This window comes from Labilibaculum sp. K2S, assembly GCF_030372765.1.
In the GTDB taxonomy this organism is placed as follows: domain Bacteria; phylum Bacteroidota; class Bacteroidia; order Bacteroidales; family Marinifilaceae; genus Labilibaculum.
This window is the reverse complement of the sequence record NZ_JAUCMW010000003.1, coordinates 168055-192519: the sequence shown is the minus strand read 5'-3', so window position 1 is coordinate 192519 and position 24465 is coordinate 168055. Positions and strand designations below refer to the sequence as shown.

The window sequence follows — 24465 nt, the reverse complement described above, 5'->3', positions numbered from 1 at the left end:
AAGAACAGATTAGTATTGTATCAGTACTTATTCGTAAATTTGAGCTCCTATAATTTTAAGAACAGATTACATGATATCATATTTACAGGTTGAAAACCTTACCAAGAGTTACGGAGAGCTTACACTATTCGAAAACATTAGTTTTGGCGTTGGACAAGGACAAAAAATTGCATTAATTGCAAAAAATGGTACCGGAAAAACTACACTTTTAAATATTATCTCAGGACTAGACAGTCAGGATAGTGGAGATATCAGCTTTCGCAGTGATTTAAAGATAGCATATCTGGAACAAAACCCTGACCTCAACAACAGCAATACAATTCTTAATGAAGTCTTTAACTCTTCAGATCCTGTTCTTTCAGTAATTCGCGACTACGAAAGGATAATCAATGAAAATGATCAGGAGGCAATGACAGATATCCTTGAAAAAATGGATCAATTCAAGGCCTGGGATTACGAAAACAAGGTCAAACAAATCTTATCCAAGCTAAAAATCACCAATTTCGATCAAATTATTGGCGAGCTTTCCGGAGGTCAGAAAAAAAGGGTTGGATTGGCTAAAGTTTTAATCACTGATGCTGACTTCTTAATTCTTGATGAGCCTACCAACCACTTGGATCTGGAAATGATAGAATGGCTTGAGGAATACCTAAACAAATCGAAAGGTACATTATTGATGGTTACTCACGATAGATATTTTCTGGATCGGGTTTGTAATGAAATCATCGAAATGGAGTCCAATACCATATTCACTTACAAAGGCAACTATTCCTACTATTTAGAAAAGAGAGCTGAGAGAATTGAAAATCTAAATGCTGAAGTTGGTAAGGCTCAAAAACTAATGAAAACTGAGCAGGAATGGATACGGAGAATGCCACAAGCCCGAGGAACAAAAGCCAAGTACAGAGTTGATGCCTTTGAGGATATCAAGAAAAAAGCAAGCTCTGGATTTAAAGAAACAAAAATGGATTTAGATATTAAATCCGCAAGGTTGGGAAATAAAATTCTGGAACTGGATCGTCTGTATAAAAGCTATGGCAATTTAAAAATACTAGAAGATTTCAGCTATAAATTTCAAAGGGGAGAAAAAATAGGAATTGTAGGTAAAAATGGCACCGGAAAATCAACCTTTTTAAACATGATTACCCGGAATATTGAAGCCGATTCAGGTTCAATTGAAATTGGAGAAACTGTAGTTTACGGCTACTACAAGCAGGATGGCATTACAATTAATGAGAATGAAAGAATCATTGACGTAATTAAAGAAATTGCAGAATCTATTGATTTAGGCAATGGAAAAGTGATGTCGGCCTCTCAATTTCTGGAATACTTTCTTTTTCCAACTAAAACTCAGTACAATCAGGTTGCTAAATTAAGTGGCGGTGAAAAACGACGATTGTATTTGATGACTGTCTTGATGAAAAACCCGAATTTCTTAATTCTGGATGAGCCAACCAATGATCTGGACATTATGACTTTGAATGTTCTGGAAGATTATTTACTTAGCTTTTCAGGATGTCTGATCATTGTATCTCACGACAGATACTTTATGGATAAAGTTGTGGATCAATTATTTGTATTTGAAGGCAATGGAATCATCAGAAATTTCCCCGGAAATTACACCATTTATCGTGATTCTTTAGATCAGCAGGAAAAGGAAATCAAAAAAACAGAAAAATTAGCAACACCTAAAAAAGCAAAACCAAAATCGGAACCGACAAAAAAATTATCTTTTAATGAAAAAAGAGAATTTGAGCAGTTGGAAGTAGATATTGAAACCTTAACATCAGAAAAAGAAGAGATCGAAATTGCAATGAGTTCAGGGAACTTATCAAACGATGAATTAATGGAAAAAGCGAGTCGTATTGAAAAAGTAATTGAATTAATTGACGAGAAAGAATTCCGATGGCTGGAATTGAGCGAGCGCGCTTAATTCTCCGAACTTCATAAAATAAGCAGAGCTCTATAGCTCCAACATGGAACTTAATGAAAGATTTTACCACAGGAAATATTACCAAACTAATCTTTAATTTCACATTACCGATGTTGTTGGGGAATGTGTTCCAACAACTCTATAACATTGTAGACAGCATTATTGTTGGGAAGTTTTTGGGGAAAGAAGCTCTGGCATCTGTTGGAGCATCATTTCCGATTATTTTCACCCTAATAGCTTTACTTATTGGAATCGGCTCCGGGTTTTCCATTGTAATATCCCAATTTTACGGTGCAAAAGATATCAATAAAGTAAAAAGAACCATTGATACCATGTACCTGTTTTTATTCGGTGCCGGTATTTTAGTTTCCGTGCTCGGAATCTATTTTAGTAAAGATCTTTTTCTTTTACTACAACTGCCAATTGAACTAATACCTCAGGCAACAAGCTATTTGAATGTCTACATGGCCGGAATGATCATGTTTTTTGGTTTTAGCGGAACAAGTTCAATCCTTCGGGGACTGGGAGATTCCAAAACGCCGCTTTACTTTTTAATACTGGCTTCTATCTTCAATATCATATTCGATTTGTTATTTGTAATGGTATTTAAATGGGGAATTGCAGGAGCTGCATGGGCTACAGTATTGGCTCAAAGTGGTGCATTTATTTCTGGTATAATTTATTTAAACCGAAATCATAACATCATTAACTTTTCATTTTTTAAACTAGTGTTTGATAAGGAGCTCTTTATTAAAAGTTTAAAGATTGGAATCCCTTCGGGGCTTCAACATACTTTTGTTGCACTTGGAATGATGGCCTTACTCGGAATTGTAAATACGTTTGGAACCGATGTAATTGCAGCCTATACAGCCGCTGGAAGAATTGACTCCTTGGCTATAATGCCGGCAATGAACTTTTCACAGGCAGTAGCTGCATTTGTAGGTCAGAATTTAGGAGCCAATAAAATTGACCGGGTGCGACAAGGATTTAAGGTTACATTCATTATGTCGAATGTATTTTGCCTGATGATGACAGCTATAATAATCCTATTTGGCAGTCACTTAATGAAACTATTTACCACAGATGCAAACGTAATTGCTATTGGTGAAAAGTACCTTATTATAGTGAGCTCATTCTATCTTCTATTCTCTACAATGTTTACAACAAATGGAGTTTTAAGAGGTGCCGGCGACACATTAATACCAATGTTTATCACGCTCTTTTCCCTTTGGCTTATTCGTATTCCCTGCGCCTATTTTCTTTCATCCCACATTGGGGAAACCGGAATTTGGTGGTCAATACCTATTGGCTGGTCAATGGGAACAATATTCTCATATCTTTACTACCGCACTGGTCGATGGAAAAAAAAATCCATTGTATCGCATCAGGAATACTCATAAACAGAACCTTATCTACTAATAATTACTTAAGAAATTAAATAGAATTAATAATTAATCAACTTCGAGCTTCTAAAGAATTTGATTGGTAAATCCACTTCAAACTCTTACCTTTGCCGAAATAAATAGCCCAAATATGTTAATATCGATGACAGGCTTTGGTAAAGCCATTCTTGAACTGGAAAACAAAAAGGTTTCAATCGAAATCAAATCCCTAAACAGTAAACAACTAGATATCAATACCCGAATACCAAACCTTTACAAAGAAAAGGATTTGGTGATAAGGAATGAGATTAAAAATAAGCTGGAACGAGGAAAAGTAGAACTTTCCATTTTCATTGAAAGTGTTGGTACTGACAAGGAAACTAAAATCAACAAACCTATTGTTGAAGCGTACTACAAGCAATTAAATGAGCTGGCTCAGGATCTTGGAATCGCCATTGATAAAGAACCTATTCTTCAAACCATTGTAAAGTTGCCGGATGCTCTTAAAGTAGAATATCAAGAACTTGACGAAGAAGAATGGAATCTTATTTTTGAAGGATTTAAAACTGCCCTCGCAGGAATTATGGATTTCCGTAATCAAGAAGGAAATGCACTTCAGGAAGATATTTTTGCCAGAATAGCAAATATCGAGAATCTATTGGCCGAGGTTCCTCAATACGAAAATGACCGAATTGAAACAGTTCGCACCCGAATTAATGATAATCTTAGAGATTTTGTTGAAAAACAGAATGTAGATAAAAACCGTTTCGAACAGGAAATTATCTACTATCTTGAAAAATTAGATATTACAGAAGAAAAAGTTCGTTTGGCTAACCATTGCAAATATTTCATAGAAACATCGAATGCAGGCAACTCTGAGGGTAAAAAACTAGGTTTTATTGCTCAGGAAATTGGACGTGAAATCAACACACTGGGTTCAAAAGCCAATGATTCCAACATCCAAAAAATTGTAATTGACATGAAAGATGAATTGGAAAAAATAAAGGAACAACTTTTAAACGTCTTGTAATTATTACAATAAATCATATTTTAGCGTAGGGTTAGTCACTCTGCGCTTTTTTATAATACTAATCTCTCTAACGCAATATCAAATGTCTGGTAAATTATTCATATTTTCCGCTCCAAGTGGATCTGGAAAAACCACAATAGTTCAACATCTGTTAAAACAGAATTTCAAGTTGGAATTCTCAATATCGGCCACCAGCAGAGCCAAAAGAGCCAATGAAACAGACGGTAAAGACTATCACTTTTTATCTGTTGAAGAATTCAAAACAAGAATCGAAAACGATGAATTTCTTGAATGGGAAGAAGTTTATGAAGGTTGCTTTTACGGAACTCTTAAAAGTGAGGTTGACAAGATTAGAAAAAAAGGTAAAAACGTAATATTTGATGTTGATGTTGTGGGTGGAACAAATATCAAGAAATTTTACAAACATGAAGCATTAGCTATTTTTATTCAGCCTCCGTCAATTACTGAATTGGAAAACAGATTGCGTAACAGAAATACTGATTCAGATGAAGTAATTGCCAAACGAGTTGAAAAGTTTAAATTTGAATTAGCTTTCTCCAATCAGTTTGATAAAGTAATTGTTAACGATAAACTGGAAGATGCTTTCGCTGAAGCTGAAACAGCTTTGCACGATTTTCTTAGTAAATAAGCGCATTACACAAAAAGGATGAAGATAGGATTGTTTTTCGGATCATTTAATCCAATACATATTGGACATCTTGCTATTGCTAATTACATGGCAGAATATACCGATATGGAACAAATTTGGTTTGTGGTTAGTCCTCACAATCCCTTTAAGAGTAAAAACAGTCTTTTAGCCGATTACCATCGTCTTGAATTGGTAAACAGAGCTATTGAACGATATCCTAATTTTAAAGCCTCAAATATTGAATTCGGGATGCCTAAGCCTTCTTTTACCATCGACACTCTTGCTTATTTAAAAGAAAAGAATCCTTCTCATCAATTTTGTCTGATTATTGGTTCTGATAATTTGAAAAACTTCACAAAATGGAAGAATCATGAATTAATTCTAAAAAACCATGATTTATTTGTCTATCCTCGTCCCAATTTCAAGAGCGAAGACATTACTTTAAAAGGCAACATTCACACTGCAGATGCCCCTTTAATAGAAATCTCTTCAAGTTTCATCCGTAAAGCTGTAAAAGAGAAGAAAGAAGTTCCTTATTTCATGCCCGAGAAGGCTTACAATTACCTGAAGGAGATGCACTTTTACGAAAAGTGATGAAATGAAAAAAGGCTGGTCCCCACCAGCCTTTTATCTAACCCAAAATGATTTCCAATACGAAGTTTTAACCCTAAAACCATATACTATTCATAAGGAAATTCCGATACGATCATCATGCCTAACCACTACACTCCCGAATCGGAGTGCAAAGGTAAACATTAATTCAAAACCTCAAAACGATTTCAAATTAAAATTTCAGTTATTTTCATCACATTTTATAAAAAGAAAATAACGCTTCCAAACTCCCCTTCATCAAATAGTATTTCAACTAAAACAAAGGTTTTTGTATTTAATCAGAGACTTATTCCAGCAGATACAAACCACCTTCACACAACAACTAACAAAATCTAAATCAATCATATAACAATAGATATTCTCATTTTACAATTCGAAACAAAAAAGGAGAATCCCACATAGAATTCTCCTTTTGACTATCCTTATGTTAGTATAGTTGTGCTATTTCTTATATGGTGTGAACCGTCTCTACAGAATCACTACCTTTTTGAATTGCTTCAATATTTAAAGGTATTAATTTATGATGGCGCTCTGGCAAAGACTTCTCCAAACCTTTTTTAACATTTTCCAATAATACGATTGGCTTCACTTTAAGGAAACCTCCCATAATAATCATGTTAAAAGTTTGAGGATTTCCTAATTCAGCAGCAAGAGCAGCTCCAGGAATTCTATAAATATTAATATCTTTTCTTTCCGGATGATGCGTAATACCATTTGGATCATACAATAAAGTACCACCTGGTTTAACCTCATCCACAAACTTATCCATTGATTGCTGGTTAAGAATGATCGCAGTATCAAACTTTTTCAAAACAGGTGAACTAATTCTATCATCACTTAAGATTACTGTTACATTTGCAGTTCCTCCACGCATTTCAGGTCCGTAAGAAGGCATCCATGATACTTCCTGATTTTGCATGATTCCAGAATAAGCGAGAATTTTACCCATTGAAAGTACACCTTGACCACCAAATCCTGCAATTATTATTTCTTCTGTCATTTTTTTTACAGTTTAATTGATTAAAATGGATTTTTATTCATCCTTTAATGTACCCAACGGATAGTAAGCAAACATGTTTTCTTTCATCCACTCGTTAGATTTAACTGGTGAAAGTTTCCATCCGGAACTACAGGTACCAACAATCTCGATAAAAGATAATCCTTTGTTTTCTCGTGTATTTTCAAAAGCTTTCTGAGCTGCTTTCTTTAATTTTCTTACTGCTCCAGGAGTTTCTGCTGATTGACGGGTTACAAAGCGTGTACCTGGCAACATGGCAATCATTTCAGTAATTTTCATTGGAAATCCTGTGACTTTACAATCACGTCCGTAAGGAGTAGTGGCAGTAACCTGACCTTCCAATGTAGTTGGAGCCATTTGACCACCTGTCATACCATAAATCGCATTATTCACGAAAAACACGACGATATTTTCACCTCGGTTACAAGCGTGAATAATCTCAGCACAACCAATTGATGCTAAATCACCGTCACCTTGATAAGTGAAAACATATTTCCCTGGCATCAAACGGGAAGTTGCCGTTGCCAATGCAGGAGCACGGCCATGAGCGGCTTGCTGCCAATCGATATCAATATAGTTGTAGGCTAAAACAGAACATCCAACTGGTGAAACACCAATTGTTTTATCCTGAATCCCCATCTCGTCAATAACCTCTGCAATTACTTTATGAATTACTCCGTGAGTACATCCAGGACAGTAGTGCATTTCATTATCCAAAAGAACACTGGTTTTACCATAAACCAGATTCTCTTTGCTAATTATTTTGTTGATTTCAGTCGTTGCTGTCATAACTTATTTTCCTAAAATTTTTTGTTCCAATGCTTCAACTACTTCCTCAGGCGTAGGAATGATTCCACCATAACGTCCAAAATGCTCAACAGGCACTTTACCGTTAACGGCAAGACGAACATCCTCAACCATTTGACCTGCGCTCATCTCAACGGATAAAATTCCTTTCACATCCTTCAACATTTCCTGAATCGCTTTAGTAGGATATGGGAAAAGGGTAATCGGACGTAACAATCCAACCTTAATTCCTTTTTCACGAGCTTGCTCTACTGCTTTTTGGCAGATACGGGCACTAGATCCATAAGCAACAAAAAGATATTCTGCATCATCACATGCAATCTTTTCGAATCTCACTTCATTCTCTTCCATTGCGCGATATTTCGCCTGCAATTTATGATTGAATATTTCTTGTTTAGCAGAATCCAAGTCTAGAGAAGTCGAGATATTACGCTCGCGATCCGCCGTTTTACCTATGGTAGCCCAAGATCCCGAAATTTTCTTTATTTCCTCAGCAGTCCATCGTGGTTTGAAATCTGACAATTCAACTTTTTCCATCATCTGACCAATAACACCATCAGATAAAATCATTGCCGGATTTAAATATTTAAAGGCCAATTTAAATGAAAGATCTACAAAATCGTTCATTTCCTGCACAGATGCGGGAGCCAATACAATTAATTTATAATCACCATGACCTCCACCTTTAACAGCCTGAAAATAATCTGACTGAGCTGGCTGAATAGTACCTAAACCTGGTCCGCCCCGAACGATATTAACAATCAAAGCAGGCAATTCGGCACCCGCTAAATAGGTAATCCCTTCTGCTTTTAAACTAATACCAGGACTTGATGAAGAAGTCATTACTTTTTTTCCGCATGAAGCTCCACCATAAACCATATTGATGGCCGCAACTTCACTTTCAGCTTGTAGAACCACCATCCCTGTTTCTTCCTGAGGTCTGCGGATCATTAGGGTTTCCATTATTTCGGATTGAGGAGTAATCGGGTAACCAAAATACCCATCACATCCGCAGCGAATGGCTGCTTCAGCAATAACCTCATTTCCTTTCATTAAACGAACGTCTCCCATTACAAATATTTTTATAAATTTTTCAGATTTAGAATAAGGTAGCTTAATCTAGCTTGCTTTTACTCTGTAAACGGTAATTACAGTGTCCGGACAAACTAAACCACAACTTGAACAACCAATACATGCATCTGCATTGGCCATATGTGCATAATGATAACCTTTGCCATTCACGTCGCGCGCAAGTTCAATAACCTTTGTAGGGCAGGCTACAACACATAAGCCACAACCTTTACATTTTTCGGTATCAACAACAATAGCGCCTTTGAATTTTGCCATAGCGTATTTAGAATTAAGAATTATATTTTATTTTACCTGATAAAGGTAACAAATCAAAAGCACTTTCCATTATTTTGCTTTCGATTCATTATGATTTTGCGAAATTTACAATCAGTCTAAATAAATATCCCAACTTAAAGTAACAATTTATTTGTTTTATCCTCTTGTAGCTTACAAATTGAAACTTGATATAAATAATATTATTTATACAAGAATCAATTCTCTAACATATAAATATACATCAAAAAAAAAGTTTCATGAATACAAATCCATGAAACTTTAAGTGTTGTTATTTTGAAGTTTCAATCTGTATTTCGCACAAATCACTATCTATCAAACAAATACATTTTCTTTATCACCATCATTAGCAACAATCTGTTAAGCCAATACCTGATGATGTTTATGAAATTCTTTTAACCGAAACTCCAATACATTAAACTGCTTTCGGGAAACTTGCGAAACGCAAGCTCTAAGTCCTTCTTTTAAACTACCGGTTTCATTCAAACAAATTGCTGAGATTCCATAATACAATAGCTTTTTATTTAAATCCGACCCGGTTAAACCAGGATATGTAACCGTAAAATAAAACCCATCAGCCAAAGGCAAATCAATATCACTCTCATACACCAACTCAAAGCCATTTTCTAAAAATAGTTTTTTCATGATTTTGGCTCTCTCTCCATACTCTTTTACCTCTTCAATAAAATTAAATTCACCTTCATTGGCAGCCTTCAACATTGCACGTAAAGCATATTGAGCAGAATGAGAAGTCCCGGATGATAAGGTGTAAATAATTCTATAAATAAGAGTATAACCAAATTCATCGGCTCCAAATCGTGATTTTAAATGTTCGAAACGCTTGTGAAATAATTTATTTGAAATGCATAGCAATCCAATACGCTGACCGGCATAACTAAATGCTTTTGAACTGGAAATCATCAACACATAATTGTCGGTATAATTAGCAACACTTGGCTGATAAGGAGCAACACCAGGCTGACTAAGGTCAGTTCGGAAATCCATAGCGAAGTAGGCTAAATCTTCCATAACAATTGTGTCATACTTATTCGCCAACTCTCCTATTATTTTCAACTCATCCTCATTAAAACAAATCCATGCAGGATTGTTTGGGTTCGAATAAATGATACCCGCGATATTTCCTTTTACCAAAAACTCTTCCAGTTTTGCTTTCAACTTATCTCCCCGATAATTGAATACATCGAAAGATTCATATTTCTGATTCATTACCTCTAACTGAGTTTTTTGAACCGGAAATCCTGGATCAATAAATAATATGGTGTCTTTTTTAGCATCACAATTACCTATGGCCATAAATGCAGCATAACCACCTTGCATTGAACCTACTGTGGGAACAATACCTTCAGGGGCAATGTCTACATTCATAAAATTCTTCACGAACTTTGATGCTTCCTCTTTTAATGCTCTTACTCCTTCCAACATAGGGTAAGCAGAAGCAACGCCATCTTCCAAAGCTTGTTTTTCTGCTTCTATTCCTACTTTTGCCGGTTTTAGTCCCGGAACTCCCATCTCCATACGAATGAACTTCTCGCCACTTTCTTCTTCAATCATATTAACAACACGAACCACATCTCGAATTGTGGCATCCTCCATCTTATGAATCTCGCACAAAGCAAGTTTTTGATCAACAATTTGAGAGTTTATTGGGGTTTTCATCATTTTTGGTTTACGTATTTTATTAAAAACTGGTGTAATTTTAGATCATTGCAATTTTACGAAAATTCATTACAATTTAAAACTAATCATCCTGATATAATTGAAATACAATCAAAGTAATCGTTGTCGAAATATCAAATCAACACAATCGGCACAAAAAAAAGGCTGATCGGTAAACCGTCAGCCTAAATATTTATATTCCTCTAATTATTCAAATTCAGGAAGAATTAATTTCACCCAATTCTCCACTCTTTCTTCAGTTAAATCATCTTCAAAATCTTCATCTAAAGGTAAACCAACAAATTTACCCTCTCTAAAAGCTCTCGACTCACTATATTCATACCCTTCATCACTTACCTGTCCTACAATTTCGGCACCAGTTAATTTAATACTATCAGCCAAATCGCCCATTGAATCAACAAAGAAATCTGCGTAAGCAATATGATCACCTAAACCAAAAAGAGCTACTTTTTTTCCTTTTAAATCTACCCCATTCAATTTTGGCAAGAAAATATCCCAATCATTTCCGGAATTATCTGAAGACCAAGTGTGTTTACCTAGAGTCGAAATCCCCATAATAATATTGGAATACTGAGCTACATCTTTAGCCTCACAATCCTTAACCTTATGAACTACAATTCGATCAGAATCTACTTTTTCAGCAAGTAGCTTAGCTACTCTTTCTACATTTCCACCTTCCGGGCCATAAAACAATCCAATTTTACTCATAGGATACAGTGTTTAGTGATATCAATTTTGTTTGTGTGTTTAACGTTCTTACAAAGTTAAAATTATTTGGAACTTTTCAAACTTGCAATTGCAAGTAAAACCCCTAAAACGATCCCCAATAAGGCCGCAAACAAAACCTGAAAATCGGGAGGTAATAAAAAGGTAATTGTATGGGCAGGAATCCAGAAAAAAGGAATGGTTTTTTTAAAGACAAAATTCCACTGAACATCCCAATTAAGATTGATGAAAATTCTGGAAATCTGAATTGGTCTCATAAATCCTGACAATGTACCTCCATTATCAAGAATATGCGTGTCGGTAATTTTATGAAGTGTCATCATAACCGGAGCATAAATTAAATTAAGACAGGCAGAGGTGACAAATGCAACCAATAATTTCACAAGAGAAAAATCTCCTTTCATTGCGTCAACAGCTCCTTCAACACCCAAATAGGATAAGAAAACAGGTGTTCCTGTTGCAAAAATCACAAAAGCCAATTTAATGGTCATCCCTAAAAATCCCCAAACGATTGCCCGTGGAACTATTCCAAATCCGGTTTGACAATAGTTTCCTGTTCTTAATCTAAGTCCTATAAGCTCACCTATAGTTGCCAACACTGCAAATTTCGCAAAACTGGTAATCATTCCGTGCGCCTTGTTAAAGTCAACATAGAAATCAAAAACTGTTTGAGAAATAAAAAATGGCAAAAACAAAAGAAGGAAGCTAAAGGCAAAAATAAAATCTTGTTTTTTCATCTGTTTATAATTTTAAGTTCTTGTCAGATGGAACTTGCCATATAATCATCTCCCTGTGTGCAGAAAGCTTTATACATGGACGTTTCATGTATAGTTTTATTCTAAATCAATAGCATGAGAAATTCCCATGCTATCAATACTATTATTTATCTGTTTGTTCTGTGTATTTATTCCACCCATTGAAAAAACCTTCTTTAACTCCTTTCCATTTCACGGCAATTCCTAACAATAAAATCACCACAAAACTAATCATCAACTTCTCATTTAAACTTAGATCTTTCAACTTTCTCATCACAAAATTATAAATTTTAATTCCGAATAAATTCGGGATTATTTTTCAATTCGAATACGTGCATCAACAGCAACTACAGCATTTTTATTTCCTAAAAGAGGGTTTAAATCCATTTCGAAAATTTCAGGAGCAACTTTCATTAAAGCCGCAACTCTTGTAATTGCATCAGCAAATTTATCTTCATTAACAGGTTCCTGTCCTCTTACACCTTTAATAATTCCATAAGATTTTAATCCTTGAATCATTTCGTGTGCTTCTTGCCTGGCAATTGGTGCCAATGATGCTTTCACATCTTTTAAAATTTCGATAAAAATACCTCCTAAACCACACAACACCATGTGCCCGAACTTATCTTCGCGTTTTGCTCCGATAAACACTTCGGTACCTTTTAGCATCTGTGCCAGCATAACGGCATAGGTATCTTTAATCTGCATCATTCTTCTGAATTCAGAACGAACAGTTTCCTCGTCTTTCACATTTAAAGTAACTCCGCCAACATCCGATTTATGAACCGGTCCAACAACCTTCATCACTAAAGGAAAACCGATTTCTTTTGCCATAGCTGCAATTTCATCTTCAGTATCGGCAACACCTTCTTTGGCTCTTGCAATTCCTGCTGCATCCAATAAATTATGCAGTTGTTCCGGACTCAAGTAACCATTTTCAGCCTCATCAATAATTTTACGAATTGCTTCTTTATCAACTTCAGGCATTTCAATTTCCTCAGCTTGAGGTTTTGATGTATTATAAACCTTTGCCAATGCATCACCAAACACAACTTCATCTGGGAAATTAATTCTTCCTTTAGCCAAAAAATGCTCAATTTCATCTTTAACATTAACTATCGATGGCAGAATTGGGTAGATTGGTTTTTTACATTGCTTCATTTTCTCATGCAGAAGATCATAAACATCGTACACAGGAAATAATCCCGGACTACCAAATATTACAGCCATTGCATCAATATTATCAAAGTCATTTTCACAAGCATCAATAATATCTCCTAATTGCTGTGCAGTACCTGTTGCTAAAAAATCAATAGGATTAGAAACCGATGATCCGCCATATAGTTTCTCTAACAACGCATCTGCTTTGAGTCCTTCGATATGAGGAACATCCAATCCATTGTTAGAAAGAGAATCTGTTAACATTACCGCAGGTCCTCCAGCGTGAGTAATTATAGCAATATTTTTTCCTTTTAACTCCGGATGCATGAAAATTGAGGCAACCGTAGCCAATTCATCTCTCCCCTTGCAACGAACAATACCTGCTTTTTCAAACAAGGCAGCAACAGCCGCATCAGGACTGGCAAGAGCTCCTGTATGCGAAGATGCAGCTCGACTTCCAGCTTCGGAACTACCCGATTTGATAGCTGCAATTTTACACCCTTTACGGATTAAAGAGGAAGCATGCTTTAAAAGCATGGCTGGCTTATCGATGTTCTCGATATATAATAACTTAACCTTACTGCTTGTTTCAGGATTAAAACTCTCATCCATGTATTTAAGAATCTCTTCAACACCCATTTGTGCGGAGTTTCCTACAGAATATACACTTGAGAAAGATAATCCTTTTGGAACACCAGATTCCATAATAAACACTGCCGTTGCTCCCGAACCTGAAATAAAGTCACATCCTTTGGAATCTAAACTTGGAATAGGTGTTGTAAAAACACCATTATAATTGGAATTTAATACACCAACACAGTTTGGCCCAATTAAAGAACCTCCCACTGAATTAACAATCTCCACAATCTCTTTTTCAAGTTTCTCACCTTCTTCATTTTCTTCACTAAATCCGGCAGAAAGAATGATAAAAGCTCTCGTATTTTTTTCTTCAGCAAGAAATTTAATGGTTGAAGGACAAAATTTAGCGGCAATGGCTATAATTGCTAAATCTACTTGTGGTAAATCCTTCAGATCTTTGTATGATTCAACCCCCTGAACTTTGTCCATTTTAGGATTTGAAACATAAAGATCTCCTTTAAAATTACCATCAATTAAGTTTTTTAAGACCTTACCTCCTGGTTTTTGCACATCATCGGAACCTCCGACAACTACAATACTCTTAGGGTTAAGTAACTGTTCGTTTATCATTTTTTGTTGTTTAGTGTTTTGCTATTTTGCGACAAATATAATAATATTCTATTCCCAAAAGAGTGATTTACCCAACAAACTGTAAGCAAAAACAAACGTTAACGTAAAAACTGACAATTCTCAAATTTGAGATAAGCATTTTTTTATCAATGCATTACAAAATAATTAAATTCGGAGTTTACAATGCAAATATCCATTTTGTATCGCATGGTACAAAAAGCTAAAATTTTATCTGTAATTTTGCTGTCAAGTTAAAAGCAACTAATTCCAGATGACTAAAACAATTGAGCAGATCTTGCAACAAGATCAATTCACCAAAGGTGATATTATTCGATTATTACAATCGAAAGATGAAGATGAAAAAGCATTATTTGGGAAATCATCAAAAATAAAACTAAAATATGTTGGGAAAAATGTGCACTTCCGTGGATTGGTTGAATTCTCAAACATTTGTAAAAAAGATTGTCTTTATTGTGGAATTCGTGCAAGCAACAGCACCGTAAACAGATACGATATTGCAGATGAAGAAATACTGAAAGCGGCAAAATTTGCTTACGAAAACAAGTATGGTTCTTTAGTATTGCAATCGGGAGAAAGATCGGACCAAAAATTTATTGATCGAATTGAGAACTTACTGAAAGAGATTAAAAAAGTCAGTAATAATGAACTCGGAATTACCATTTCGATAGGAGAACAAACAAAAGAAACCTATCAAAAATGGTTTGATGCAGGTGCTCACCGTTATTTATTGCGCATTGAATCGAGCAACAAAGATCTCTACAATAGAATCCACCCTAACAACGAAGAACATTCGCACGAAACAAGGTTGAAATGCCTAAAATATCTTCAGGAAATTGGCTATCAAACCGGAACCGGAGTCATGATTGGAATTCCTTTTCAGACTTACGATGATTTGGCCAACGACCTGCTTTTTATGCAAAAGTTTGATATCGACATGGTTGGCATGGGACCATTTATTGAACACGATCAAACTCCAATGTATCAATTCAAAGATCAATTAATGAGTTTGAATGATCGATTCCGCCTCACTTTAAAAATGATTGCTGTACTTAGAATCATGATGAAGGATATTAATATTGCTTCGGCCACTGCCCTTCAAGCAATCGATCCGCTGGGAAGAGAAAAAGCACTGCGAATTGGAGCCAATATTATTATGCCCAACATTACGCCAACCACCGAAAGAGCAAATTATCTACTTTACCAAAACAAACCATGCATTGATGAAGGTGCTGATGATTGCACCAACTGCATGGAAGCCAGAATTAATATGGCAGATGGAGTTATAGGCTACGGAGAATGGGGAGATTCTCAACACTATCAAAAACGTAAAAACAAATATAAAGCGTCTTCAGTCGCTCCAATAGAAGATCAGAAAAAGCTCTTGGGTAAATTTCAAATTTTAAGAACCAAACCATCTGCAGGTGAAAAATAAACAAGCCTGAGATTATCCATTATTAAAAAATACATAGAGGCAATGAAAGATAAAGTATGGTGCGAAAGTGAACCCGGAAAAGACTCCCATTTTGTTATAGAACTAAAAAAAGCGATGTAAAAAAAGTTCGGCAATACCGAACTTTTTTAGTCGCTACGATTCAAACATCATATGTTGAATTTCAACTCCTTCAATCATATAAATTTCTTTTTCGAATTGTTCCATTTCTTTTTTTGATCCAATCACCTGAATCAAAAGCAACCCCTGAGGATGACTCTTCCGATGTTCAACATCATATAAACCCAAGCGGGTTTTAATAGAATCTGCATATTGAACTAGAATTTTCTGTACACAACCATCTTCTTTTTCTTTGTCGCGGATAAGGATACCAAATATCCAAATAGCTGATGTTTCCATAAAAGCAAATTTAGAGTCGTCAGACGGATCAGTAACAAGTTACAAAAAACATCTCATCTCCAAAAATAAAAATTCGCTTTAAATTGCTAATAATAAAGATCACGTTCCCCTTGTTTCACCATCTCCAAACGTTTAAGCAAATCTTCAGTTTTCTGAAAATCTTTCAATTCATCAATCTTCACTTCGATTAAATCATATCCCTTCTTTTTCATCTCTGGTGTGGCGTAATCCTCCAAATACTCAGCTAAAGTTAGAATCGCATTTTGAGAACAAAACCGTTTTATAAAACCAGGAACAGAAAACTCCATAAAATGCTCTCCCGTTCTACCTTTCCGATAACAGGCAGTACAGAATGAAGGCAAATACTTCTTATCCAAAAGCTCATCAATCACTTCCGATAAACTACGGGGATCTCCAATTTCAAATTGTTCCTGCTCCAGTTTTTGCTCTTTAGCATTATCTTCTGAATATCCTCCTAATTGGATGTTCGTACCAGCATCAATCTGAGAAACCCCCAACTTAATAACCTCTTCTCTTATTTCCTTTGACTCTCTGGCTGTAAGAATCATTCCCGTATAAGGAACTGCCAGTCTAAGAATCGCAACAAGTCTAACAAAATCCTTGTCGCTAACTTCAAATTCCGGATCAATATTAGAATCGGAAGCCGCTTTAATTCGCGGGAAAGAAATTGTGTGTGGTCCAACATTGTAACAGGCTTCGAAATGATTCACATGACGAAGCAAACCTAACACTTCATATTTCCAATCATACAAACCAAACAATGCACCAATACCAACATCATCAATTAACGCCTCCTGTGCTCTGTCAAGACCAGTTATCCGCCACTCAAAATCTCTCTTTTTACCACTTAAGTGATATTTAGCATATGCCTCACGGTGGTAGGTTTCCTGAAAAATCTGATAGGTTCCAATTCCCGATTCCTTAACTATTTTAAATCCTTCAATATCAAGAGGTGCCGCATTGATGTTAACTCTTCTGATCTCGCCATTACCCGATTTCACATCATATACTGTCTTTACAGAATCAGCAATAAAATCAGCATCGTACATTGGGTGTTCTCCATAAACCAGTATCAGTCTTTTTTGACCGGAATCCTCTAAGGCCTTAACTTCCGCTCTAATTTGCTCGTGTGCAAGTGTTGTCCTTTTTTGTTTGATATTTGAGGCTCTAAAACCACAATAGGTACAATTATTTACACACTTATTCCCAATATACAAAGGAGCAAAAATAACGATACGGTCACCATATATCTTTTCTTTAAGCTCTCTTGCCCCAGCTTTAATTTCTTCAATTAATTTTTCATCTTCAACCTTTAATAAAACGGCAGTCTCCTGCAAGCTTAACCGATTCTTATTCAATGATTTTTGAATAATTCGACGAACATTTTCTTCAGTTGGTTGGGCTTCTTCCAAAATCTCCCAAATTTCAGATTCATCAATAAAAGGTTTCATCCTTTCATCTTTAATCCGATACTCCTGAGGTTTGTAGATCATTTTCATGTTTTGCGCTGTATTGTTACAAAAAAATGGATAGCACATACGCCCCCATATTTTCATGTACTTTGTTAGTTTTCAGATCAAAATTAAACATTATTATTTTGATTCAAGAATAATTTAGAGTTTAAGAGTTATTATATTTTTATTTGTATTCCATAAAAAAACCCAAGGCTAAAACTGCCTTGGGTTATACATAAATTAATGAGATCTATTATTGATACTTACGTTTTACAAACCAAGTTTCAAACAGATTAAAATCAATTGTTATTCGAGTGAAATCTTCACGCACCATATTATTACTTAAGGTTCCGGTACTCCCGAATTCTAATGCTATATTCAACATTCCTTTCTGTTGTGCCATCGGAATTCCAAGTCCCAAACTAAGCCCATAAGAATCGATATTATTACCTCCTACTTTTATATAACCAGTATCATAAAATCCGCCCATACGATAAGTCATTTTCTTTAAGAATTTCCTTGCATAACCATCATTGGCATTATACTCCATTCCAAGACTAAACTTATCACGGTTAACCAGATCAGTAACTTCATCAAAAATTCTTGTTCCTTTCCATTTTTCATGAGTATAATCGCCGCCAAACCAAAAGTGTTTTCCCTTATTTAATCCAAAACCCGCACCAAAACTTTCCGGAACATCAAAGGTGCCACGATCCTCATCCTCAAATTTAATTGCCGCACTATTTGAAACACTAACACTTGTAATCCTCTTCGCATCCACACCAATGTTCGGCTGATACATACCGCCAAAATTAATTTTATAATCTCCAAAGGTTCTTTCGTATTGCAGAGCCAAATTAAAATATAACCCCTTAGATATTAATTCTGTTTTACCACGATAAACTGTAGAAGCCCCACCTTCAATTACGACATCTTCGCTTCGGGTATTGTTTCCAAATAAATAAATACCATTTACCCCTAAAGATAAATCTTTGCTTAACTGAACTCCATTTGACCAGACAAACTGATTTAGCCCTCCCGATCCTAACAGCGATCTAATCACACTTCTTGAATCTCCAAGTATTTCATCACGTTTGTTGATCTCATAACCTAAACTGGAATAAGGTGAAATAGATAAAGCTGTTCCATATCTAGGAGAAACTTTAAAGCCAAATGCAATTCTCGACAAATTAAAATCATTAAAGTGATCACTCTTATCTCCTTGATTTAATTTGCTAAACTTAAAAGTCGTACCAATATTAAAATGGAATTTTAAGCTGTCAATACTACTTAAGGATGCCGGATTACTTAAGTTGAGAACATCGCCTCTCTTGTAACCGTAGCTAACACCACCCATTGCAGCACTATTTCCATTTATATTTTGCATGCGCTCACCCAATCCAAAATAAGAATAAGGAGAACTTGTATTATTTTGAGAAAAAACATTCGAAGTAATAAGTAACAAACCTAAAACAAACAGTGCTGTAATTTTTCCGGTAGAATTAAAAAAGTTAATATTCATTCTTACGTTCCACATATAATTGCAATTAATATTATTCAACGTTTAGTAATTAATTTTGTACAACGTAAGTTGTTTTTAGGCGAATTCTAAAATCAGAACCAGGATCATTTTCAATAATCATCCGATCAAATGTATTTCCAATATTTTCATAAGAGAAACCAATTAATAATCCATCTTCAAAATCCTGACCATTAGTAAGAATACCATTAACATAGCTTGTTAGATCTATAGAATAGTACCCTTCATTTTTATGCTCTGTGTAATTGTTATATACAGCTGATAAAGCAGAGCCTCTTGAGTCTGTTAACGCCGCCACTCTATTATTATCCCTGTTTGTAACATATACACTAATCGCAGAAGATGGCAACCTGAAAATTGAGTTATCAAAACTTCCCTCTAAAGGATAAAAAATCAACTCAGATTTCAATACACCACCTGTTACACCCAAATTATTTAAATTTTCAACGTAAGGGATTTTCACTTTTGCATAAAATCCAATCCCTCCCTGAATAAATGCGAGGTTATCGGTCTCTTCCGATTTCAGTTCTTCTGTTTCTTCAACAATCCGACCCAAATCCTGAGGTGTTGAAGTTTTGTCTGAAATAAAATTGGAAAAATTGTAGTAGGGCAAAGTACTCTCAGAACTTCTATTCCTCGAGATTACAACAGGAAAATCATGATAGCCTTTTTTGCTCCCGGAATAGGTAAAATAAAGACGCAGTTTCATTCCCGGATCTCCTAATTTAAACGAAAACATCACAGAATTTCCCGAACCGGGCTTCAAAACCATTCCATTAAAAAACTTTCTCCATTTAAAAATATTATGCAACGTATCATCATTCGAATTAACCCGGTTCACAATATCCTGTCCAAAAGCATCTGCTATTCTCAAACGTAAACCGTCCCTTTTTCTCTCTATTTCAGGTATCGCTTTATCGCCGATTGTCTTAATTTCTACCGATTGCTTTCTAGGTTTAAGATAAAATGCCGAACTTCCAAATGCAACATCATCATTGGCGATAGTATGATGTCCATAAAATCCTTTTTGTCCATTTGGCAAATAAATCTCTTTATTTAATTTATGAAAACTAATTGTTTGCTCTTGTAAGGTATCCCCGTAATAACGTGTATCTGGAAAACCTATAAAAACCAAAGAATCAAATTGCAATGGTATATTTTTCTTATTATTTATATCAGCCACCATTTCAAAAGCACCACCCAAACTTAAAGTAGTATAAAACTCAGATGTAACATCACCAAAGTGATCATCATGGTAGCCCCCAAACAAAATATTAGTATAAGGTCGTGAAATATCTGGATAACCTGAAGTTAATACCGAATCCAATTTTACAGTTGCACTTTGCACAGTAAATGTGTCTATTAAATGTACTTCAGTCGATTTATCGATTAAATTGTCACCGATCTCGTGTTCCTGAAAAGTATCTGAATTGCAACTGGTAAAAAAACCAAGAACAGAAACAAATAGTATAGTAATAAGTTTTCTCATTTTTAATAAATACGGTTTACTAATCATATAAGGAAAAAGATAAATCATGAACAAAAAACTATGCCAACAATTAACTAAAATCATCAAACACCCCGCAAATGTATATAAAATATCGTTATTCTAAATGTTAAATTTTCTAAACAACCCATTATTTTCAGGAACAGAAAAACAATCCTATTGAATTTTATTTATATTTGTCCTCAATATGGACGGGAATACTTTTTTCTCTTCATTTTTAAAGTTTAATAATTACAATATTTATTGATAAACTCATAACAAATGAAACTAAGATTACTATTTGCATTTTTCGCATTATCTCTATTTATAACCAGCTGTGGCAGTAGCGACAACCTAGATGGTAACTGGATTAAAAGCTCAACTTTTCCGGGTATTGAGCGTAGTGGAGCTGTTAGCTTTGTTATTGATGATGCTGTTTATGTTGGAACAGGTTTTAATGGCAAAGATGCATTAACTTCATTCTACAAATATACAATTACCCGAGATTGGGAGAAAATTGCTGATTTCCCTGGTACAGCAAGATTAAAAGCTGTTGCATTTACTGCAAACTCTAAAGGATACGTAGGTACAGGAGTAGATGACGAAGACAATCGTTTATCTGATTTTTATGAATATACTCCGGCTGTTGATGCTGATGGCAAGGAAATTGGAACCTGGACTTTAGTAGCAGGTGAATTTCCTGGCAGTAAAAGACAAGATGCGGTTGCTTTCTCAATCAACAACATTGGATATGTTGGTACAGGATACGGTTTCCTTGAGGGAGAAGACAGAAGCCTTCTTAAAGATTTTTACAAATTTGAAAATGGAGTTTGGTCTAAAATTAATTTTAACGGAGAAAAATGTAGAAACACAACCAGCTTTGTTATTGGTGGAAAAGCCTATATTATTTCAGGCGAAGGTAGTGCCAATGATGTATGGGAATTTGATCCGGCAGTAGGTTTCACAGCCAAAAAAAGTTTGAATAAGGATAACAAATGGGAAGATGTACAACGTTCTGAGGCAGTTTCTTTTGTGATTAACAACAAAGGTTATGTGGCTACAGGAAAAACTGGATCTTACACAAATGAGGTATGGGAATATAATCCAACAATAGATGATTGGAGCGAAAAAACGTCTTTAGAATATGAAGTTGGCGTAAGAGAAGGTGCTGTTGGTTTCTCTTTAAACAACAAAGGATTTATTGCAACTGGATACGGTAATGGTTACCTTAGTAACATGTGGGAATTTAATCCAACGATGAAAGAAACTGATGATGATAATTTCTAAATTATCTCCAAATATTTAATTCAAAACACTGCATAATTGCAGTGTTTTTTTTTGCTTCAAAATCAGATATTATTTAAACTGACAACAAAAATCTGTAATAATAAAAAACCTCCGACTCAAGAGCCGGAGGTTTCAAATACAAAATAGCACTTCATTTTTGATATTCTTTAATAATATCAGCTACGTCACCTGCAGAAACGCGTCCGTAAACACGTTCTCCAATAGTAACAACCGGAGCTAATCCGCAAGCCCCCACGCAACGCAAACAGCTTATTGAGAACTTACCATCTTCAGTAGTTTCGCCAACAGGAACACTCAACTGACGTTTGAATTCTTCCAACACCTTCTCTGCACCTCTAACATAACAGGCAGTTCCCATACAAACAGAAATTGGAAATTCTCCTTTTGGTACCATCGAGAAAAATGAATAGAATGTTACTACACCATAAACATGAGCAACAGAAACGTTCAATTCGCGGGCTATAATTTCCTGAACTTCAGCTGGAAGATACCCAAAGGTCTCCTGAGCTTTATGAAGCACATTAATCAACTCGCTTCCTTCATTATCAAATGATTTGCAAATCTCCACAAGTTTATCCACTTTGGATTTTGCTAATTTAATTTTTGCCATAATATAAACTCTTTATATTAATTGGATTTTATCAATCCTAATGGTTCAAAATAATTTATTCAATCTCAATATCTTTACTCTTATCGAAATAATGAGTATGCAATAATTTGTGAGATAATTCACCGCATGGCTTACCTAAGAACTCTTCATACAATTTAATAATGTATGGGTTCTCGTGAGACTTACGAATCGCTTTTCCTGCATCTTCGCGATAAAGAGCCGCTGCACGTTTTTTCAGGATTGAAGAATCGCCATGATGCAATGGCTGACCTCCACCCCCAATACAACCTCCAGGACAAGCCATAATCTCAATTGCATGATATTTTGATTTACCATCACGAATATCTTCGAGAAGTTTACGGGCATTTCCCAATCCGTGAGCAATACCAATATTAACATCTAACCCATCAAAATCTACCGTTGCACTTCGAATGCCTTCCATGCCACGTAAAGCCTCAAAATTCACATTCTCTAATGTTTTTCCAGTATAAATTTCATAAGCAGTACGGGCAGCAGCCTCGATAACACCACCTGTTGCACCAAAAATAACACTCGCACCAGTAGATTCACCAAGTGGATGATCAAATTCTTCATCCGGAAGAGTTTTTAAATCCATATTAGCCTGCTTAATCAAGTTTGCCAATTCACGGGTTGAAATCGAATAATTTACATCAGGATCGCCGTCAACTTTAAACTCATCGCGTTGACATTCGTATTTCTTAGCCAAACATGGCATAATAGAAACAACAATCATGTCTTCACGTTCGATTCCCATTTTCTTTGCCAAATAATTTTTAGCAATAGGGCCAAACATTTGCTGAGGAGAACGAGCTGTAGAAGGAATATCCTTCATTTCAGGAAAATGGTGTTCAAAGAAATTCACCCATCCCGGACAACAAGAGGTTAAAATTGGTAATTTAACATCTTTATCACCGTCCAAATGTCTTTTTAAACGACCCAATAATTCTGTTCCCTCTTCCATAATGGTAAGATCAGCAGCAAAATCAGTATCAAATACATTATCAAATCCTAACTGACGCAGAGCTGAAACCATTTTTCCGGTCACCAAAGTTCCTGGTTCCATACCAAACTCCTCACCCAAAGCAGCACGTACAGCAGGAGCAGTTTGAACCACAACAGTCTTCTTAGGATCTGCAAGATCTCTAATCAGCTGATTCGTATGATCTTTCTCGGTTAATGCTCCTGTAGGACAAACTGCAACACACTGTCCGCAATAAGTACATGTTGATTTTTCTAAATCCATTTCGAAAGCTGTTGCAACAACAGATTGGAAACCTCTGTTTATTGCAGATAGAGCTCCAACAGTCTGCACATCGTTACACATTGTTTCACATCTGCGACACATGATACATTTGTCCATGTCGCGAATAATCGACGGAGAATAATCTACTTTATAGGTTGATTGTTCACCTTTATAGTGCAGTTCACGAACACCTAATTGTTGAGCCGTTGACTGCAAATCACAGTTTCCTGATTTCGCACACACCAAACAATCGAATGGATGATCTGAAAGCATCAGTTCCATTACAGTTTTACGTGCATTTAACACTCTCATGTTATGAGTATGAATTACCATACCCTGCTCACACTTCGAGTTACAGGATGGTGCCAAATTACGACGACCTTCCACCTCAACAACACAAATTCGGCATCCGCCGGGCTTGTGTTCAATTCCCATATCGCCAAGATGCATATAGCAAAGAGTTGGAATATCAACACCGATTCCTTTGGCGGCTTCCAAAATAGTAGTTCCCTGAGGTACTTCTACTTGTTTTTTATCAATGGTTAATTTGATCATTTTTTCCATATT

The 24465-nt window shown here is 35.5% G+C and carries 22 protein-coding genes; 7 read left to right on the top strand and 15 right to left on the bottom strand.

Annotated features, from left to right (window positions below; translation table 11 throughout):
• The first annotated feature begins 70 nt into the window (after window positions 1-70).
• The 5 genes from QUH73_RS06515 to nadD all read left to right on the top strand — a co-directional run bounded on the left by QUH73_RS06515 (window position 71) and on the right by nadD (window position 5588).
• Window positions 71-1933: an ABC-F family ATP-binding cassette domain-containing protein gene (locus QUH73_RS06515; protein WP_289529631.1), complete on the top strand. Its 1863-nt coding sequence runs from the start codon at window positions 71-73 to the stop codon at window positions 1931-1933.
• A gap of 53 nt (window positions 1934-1986) precedes the next feature.
• Window positions 1987-3333, top strand: a complete 1347-nt coding sequence (locus tag QUH73_RS06510) for an MATE family efflux transporter (RefSeq protein WP_289529630.1) — start codon at window positions 1987-1989, stop codon at window positions 3331-3333.
• 133 nt (window positions 3334-3466) lie between these two features.
• Window positions 3467-4345 (top strand): YicC/YloC family endoribonuclease, encoded by an 879-nt coding sequence (locus QUH73_RS06505; protein WP_289529629.1) that lies wholly within the window; start codon window positions 3467-3469, stop codon window positions 4343-4345.
• An 82-nt stretch (window positions 4346-4427) separates the two neighbouring features.
• Complete coding sequence (gene gmk / locus QUH73_RS06500; RefSeq protein WP_289529628.1) at window positions 4428-4994, top strand: guanylate kinase; 567 nt, start codon at window positions 4428-4430, stop codon at window positions 4992-4994.
• 18 nt (window positions 4995-5012) lie between these two features.
• A complete protein-coding gene (gene nadD, locus QUH73_RS06495; RefSeq protein WP_289529627.1) occupies window positions 5013-5588 on the top strand; it encodes a nicotinate (nicotinamide) nucleotide adenylyltransferase in 576 nt (191 codons plus the stop codon).
• Between the two features lie 466 nt (window positions 5589-6054).
• On the opposite strand, the gene QUH73_RS06490 is transcribed toward nadD, so the two are convergent.
• The 9 genes from QUH73_RS06490 to QUH73_RS06450 all read right to left on the bottom strand — a co-directional run bounded on the left by QUH73_RS06490 (window position 6055) and on the right by QUH73_RS06450 (window position 14345).
• Window positions 6055-6606: a 2-oxoacid:acceptor oxidoreductase family protein gene (locus QUH73_RS06490; protein ID WP_289529626.1), complete on the bottom strand. Its 552-nt coding sequence runs from the start codon at window positions 6604-6606 to the stop codon at window positions 6055-6057.
• A 33-nt stretch (window positions 6607-6639) separates the two neighbouring features.
• Window positions 6640-7413, bottom strand: coding sequence for a thiamine pyrophosphate-dependent enzyme (locus tag QUH73_RS06485; protein ID WP_289529625.1), 774 nt, complete (start codon window positions 7411-7413; stop codon window positions 6640-6642).
• Window positions 7414-7416: 3 nt separating this feature from the next.
• Window positions 7417-8502 (bottom strand): 3-methyl-2-oxobutanoate dehydrogenase subunit VorB, encoded by a 1086-nt coding sequence (locus QUH73_RS06480; RefSeq protein ID WP_289529624.1) that lies wholly within the window; start codon window positions 8500-8502, stop codon window positions 7417-7419.
• Window positions 8503-8550: 48 nt separating this feature from the next.
• Window positions 8551-8778 carry a 4Fe-4S dicluster domain-containing protein gene (locus QUH73_RS06475; protein WP_101308731.1) on the bottom strand — a complete coding sequence of 76 codons (228 nt, stop codon included), beginning with the start codon at window positions 8776-8778 and terminating at the stop codon, window positions 8551-8553.
• A gap of 378 nt (window positions 8779-9156) precedes the next feature.
• A complete protein-coding gene (locus tag QUH73_RS06470; protein WP_289529623.1) occupies window positions 9157-10473 on the bottom strand; it encodes a pyridoxal phosphate-dependent aminotransferase in 1317 nt (438 codons plus the stop codon).
• A 207-nt stretch (window positions 10474-10680) separates the two neighbouring features.
• Window positions 10681-11202, bottom strand: a complete 522-nt coding sequence (locus tag QUH73_RS06465; RefSeq protein ID WP_289529622.1) for a flavodoxin — start codon at window positions 11200-11202, stop codon at window positions 10681-10683.
• 62 nt (window positions 11203-11264) lie between these two features.
• Window positions 11265-11957 carry a hypothetical protein gene (locus tag QUH73_RS06460; protein ID WP_289529621.1) on the bottom strand — a complete coding sequence of 231 codons (693 nt, stop codon included), beginning with the start codon at window positions 11955-11957 and terminating at the stop codon, window positions 11265-11267.
• A 142-nt stretch (window positions 11958-12099) separates the two neighbouring features.
• Window positions 12100-12249, bottom strand: a complete 150-nt coding sequence (locus QUH73_RS06455; protein WP_289529620.1) for a hypothetical protein — start codon at window positions 12247-12249, stop codon at window positions 12100-12102.
• Between the two features lie 38 nt (window positions 12250-12287).
• A complete protein-coding gene (locus QUH73_RS06450) occupies window positions 12288-14345 on the bottom strand; it encodes an acetate--CoA ligase family protein (RefSeq protein ID WP_289529619.1) in 2058 nt (685 codons plus the stop codon).
• 271 nt (window positions 14346-14616) lie between these two features.
• Here QUH73_RS06450 and hydE point away from each other — a divergent pair, with 271 nt between their 5' ends.
• Window positions 14617-15798 carry a [FeFe] hydrogenase H-cluster radical SAM maturase HydE gene (gene hydE / locus QUH73_RS06445; protein ID WP_289529618.1) on the top strand — a complete coding sequence of 394 codons (1182 nt, stop codon included), beginning with the start codon at window positions 14617-14619 and terminating at the stop codon, window positions 15796-15798.
• A 153-nt stretch (window positions 15799-15951) separates the two neighbouring features.
• On the opposite strand, the gene QUH73_RS06440 is transcribed toward hydE, so the two are convergent.
• The 4 genes from QUH73_RS06440 to QUH73_RS06425 all read right to left on the bottom strand — a co-directional run bounded on the left by QUH73_RS06440 (window position 15952) and on the right by QUH73_RS06425 (window position 20719).
• Window positions 15952-16215 (bottom strand): hypothetical protein, encoded by a 264-nt coding sequence (locus tag QUH73_RS06440; RefSeq protein WP_289529617.1) that lies wholly within the window; start codon window positions 16213-16215, stop codon window positions 15952-15954.
• 86 nt (window positions 16216-16301) lie between these two features.
• Window positions 16302-17735, bottom strand: a complete 1434-nt coding sequence (hydG, locus tag QUH73_RS06435; protein WP_289529616.1) for a [FeFe] hydrogenase H-cluster radical SAM maturase HydG — start codon at window positions 17733-17735, stop codon at window positions 16302-16304.
• Window positions 17736-17943: 208 nt separating this feature from the next.
• Entirely contained in the window at window positions 17944-19227 is a 1284-nt protein-coding gene (locus tag QUH73_RS06430) for a hypothetical protein (RefSeq protein WP_289529615.1), read from the bottom strand.
• A gap of 34 nt (window positions 19228-19261) precedes the next feature.
• The gene (locus QUH73_RS06425; protein ID WP_289529614.1) at window positions 19262-20719 is read right to left on the bottom strand and encodes a DUF4270 family protein; all 1458 of its coding nucleotides are present in this window, start codon (window positions 20717-20719) and stop codon (window positions 19262-19264) included.
• A gap of 279 nt (window positions 20720-20998) precedes the next feature.
• On the opposite strand from QUH73_RS06425, the gene QUH73_RS06420 reads away from it, so the two are divergent.
• Window positions 20999-22003, top strand: coding sequence for a Kelch repeat-containing protein (locus QUH73_RS06420; RefSeq protein ID WP_289529613.1), 1005 nt, complete (start codon window positions 20999-21001; stop codon window positions 22001-22003).
• A gap of 151 nt (window positions 22004-22154) precedes the next feature.
• Here the strand turns inward: QUH73_RS06420 and QUH73_RS06415 are convergent, their stop codons facing one another.
• Window positions 22155-22634 (bottom strand): NADH-quinone oxidoreductase subunit NuoE family protein, encoded by a 480-nt coding sequence (locus QUH73_RS06415; protein ID WP_289529612.1) that lies wholly within the window; start codon window positions 22632-22634, stop codon window positions 22155-22157.
• Window positions 22635-22689: 55 nt separating this feature from the next.
• Window positions 22690-24453, bottom strand: a complete 1764-nt coding sequence (locus QUH73_RS06410) for an NADH-dependent [FeFe] hydrogenase, group A6 (protein ID WP_289529611.1) — start codon at window positions 24451-24453, stop codon at window positions 22690-22692.
• Window positions 24454-24465 lie beyond the last annotated feature (12 nt).

Coding starts and splice junctions, on each gene's coding strand:
- QUH73_RS06455 (WP_289529620.1), bottom strand. CDS start 12,249: ATGAGAAAGTTGAAAGATCTAAGTTTAAATGAGAAGTTGATGATTAGT.
- hydE (WP_289529618.1), top strand. CDS start 14,617: ATGACTAAAACAATTGAGCAGATCTTGCAACAAGATCAATTCACCAAA.
- QUH73_RS06470 (WP_289529623.1), bottom strand. CDS start 10,473: ATGAAAACCCCAATAAACTCTCAAATTGTTGATCAAAAACTTGCTTTG.
- QUH73_RS06430 (WP_289529615.1), bottom strand. CDS start 19,227: ATGTGGAACGTAAGAATGAATATTAACTTTTTTAATTCTACCGGAAAA.
- QUH73_RS06480 (WP_289529624.1), bottom strand. CDS start 8,502: ATGGGAGACGTTCGTTTAATGAAAGGAAATGAGGTTATTGCTGAAGCA.
- hydG (WP_289529616.1), bottom strand. CDS start 17,735: ATGAAAATGATCTACAAACCTCAGGAGTATCGGATTAAAGATGAAAGG.
- QUH73_RS06505 (WP_289529629.1), top strand. CDS start 3,467: ATGTTAATATCGATGACAGGCTTTGGTAAAGCCATTCTTGAACTGGAA.
- QUH73_RS06485 (WP_289529625.1), bottom strand. CDS start 7,413: ATGACAGCAACGACTGAAATCAACAAAATAATTAGCAAAGAGAATCTG.
- QUH73_RS06460 (WP_289529621.1), bottom strand. CDS start 11,957: ATGAAAAAACAAGATTTTATTTTTGCCTTTAGCTTCCTTCTTTTGTTT.
- QUH73_RS06415 (WP_289529612.1), bottom strand. CDS start 22,634: ATGGCAAAAATTAAATTAGCAAAATCCAAAGTGGATAAACTTGTGGAG.
- QUH73_RS06510 (WP_289529630.1), top strand. CDS start 1,987: ATGAAAGATTTTACCACAGGAAATATTACCAAACTAATCTTTAATTTC.
- gmk (WP_289529628.1), top strand. CDS start 4,428: ATGTCTGGTAAATTATTCATATTTTCCGCTCCAAGTGGATCTGGAAAA.
- QUH73_RS06475 (WP_101308731.1), bottom strand. CDS start 8,778: ATGGCAAAATTCAAAGGCGCTATTGTTGTTGATACCGAAAAATGTAAA.
- QUH73_RS06450 (WP_289529619.1), bottom strand. CDS start 14,345: ATGATAAACGAACAGTTACTTAACCCTAAGAGTATTGTAGTTGTCGGA.
- nadD (WP_289529627.1), top strand. CDS start 5,013: ATGAAGATAGGATTGTTTTTCGGATCATTTAATCCAATACATATTGGA.
- QUH73_RS06515 (WP_289529631.1), top strand. CDS start 71: ATGATATCATATTTACAGGTTGAAAACCTTACCAAGAGTTACGGAGAG.
- QUH73_RS06410 (WP_289529611.1), bottom strand. CDS start 24,453: ATGATCAAATTAACCATTGATAAAAAACAAGTAGAAGTACCTCAGGGA.
- QUH73_RS06490 (WP_289529626.1), bottom strand. CDS start 6,606: ATGACAGAAGAAATAATAATTGCAGGATTTGGTGGTCAAGGTGTACTT.
- QUH73_RS06420 (WP_289529613.1), top strand. CDS start 20,999: ATGAAACTAAGATTACTATTTGCATTTTTCGCATTATCTCTATTTATA.
- QUH73_RS06440 (WP_289529617.1), bottom strand. CDS start 16,215: ATGGAAACATCAGCTATTTGGATATTTGGTATCCTTATCCGCGACAAA.
- QUH73_RS06465 (WP_289529622.1), bottom strand. CDS start 11,202: ATGAGTAAAATTGGATTGTTTTATGGCCCGGAAGGTGGAAATGTAGAA.
- QUH73_RS06425 (WP_289529614.1), bottom strand. CDS start 20,719: ATGAGAAAACTTATTACTATACTATTTGTTTCTGTTCTTGGTTTTTTT.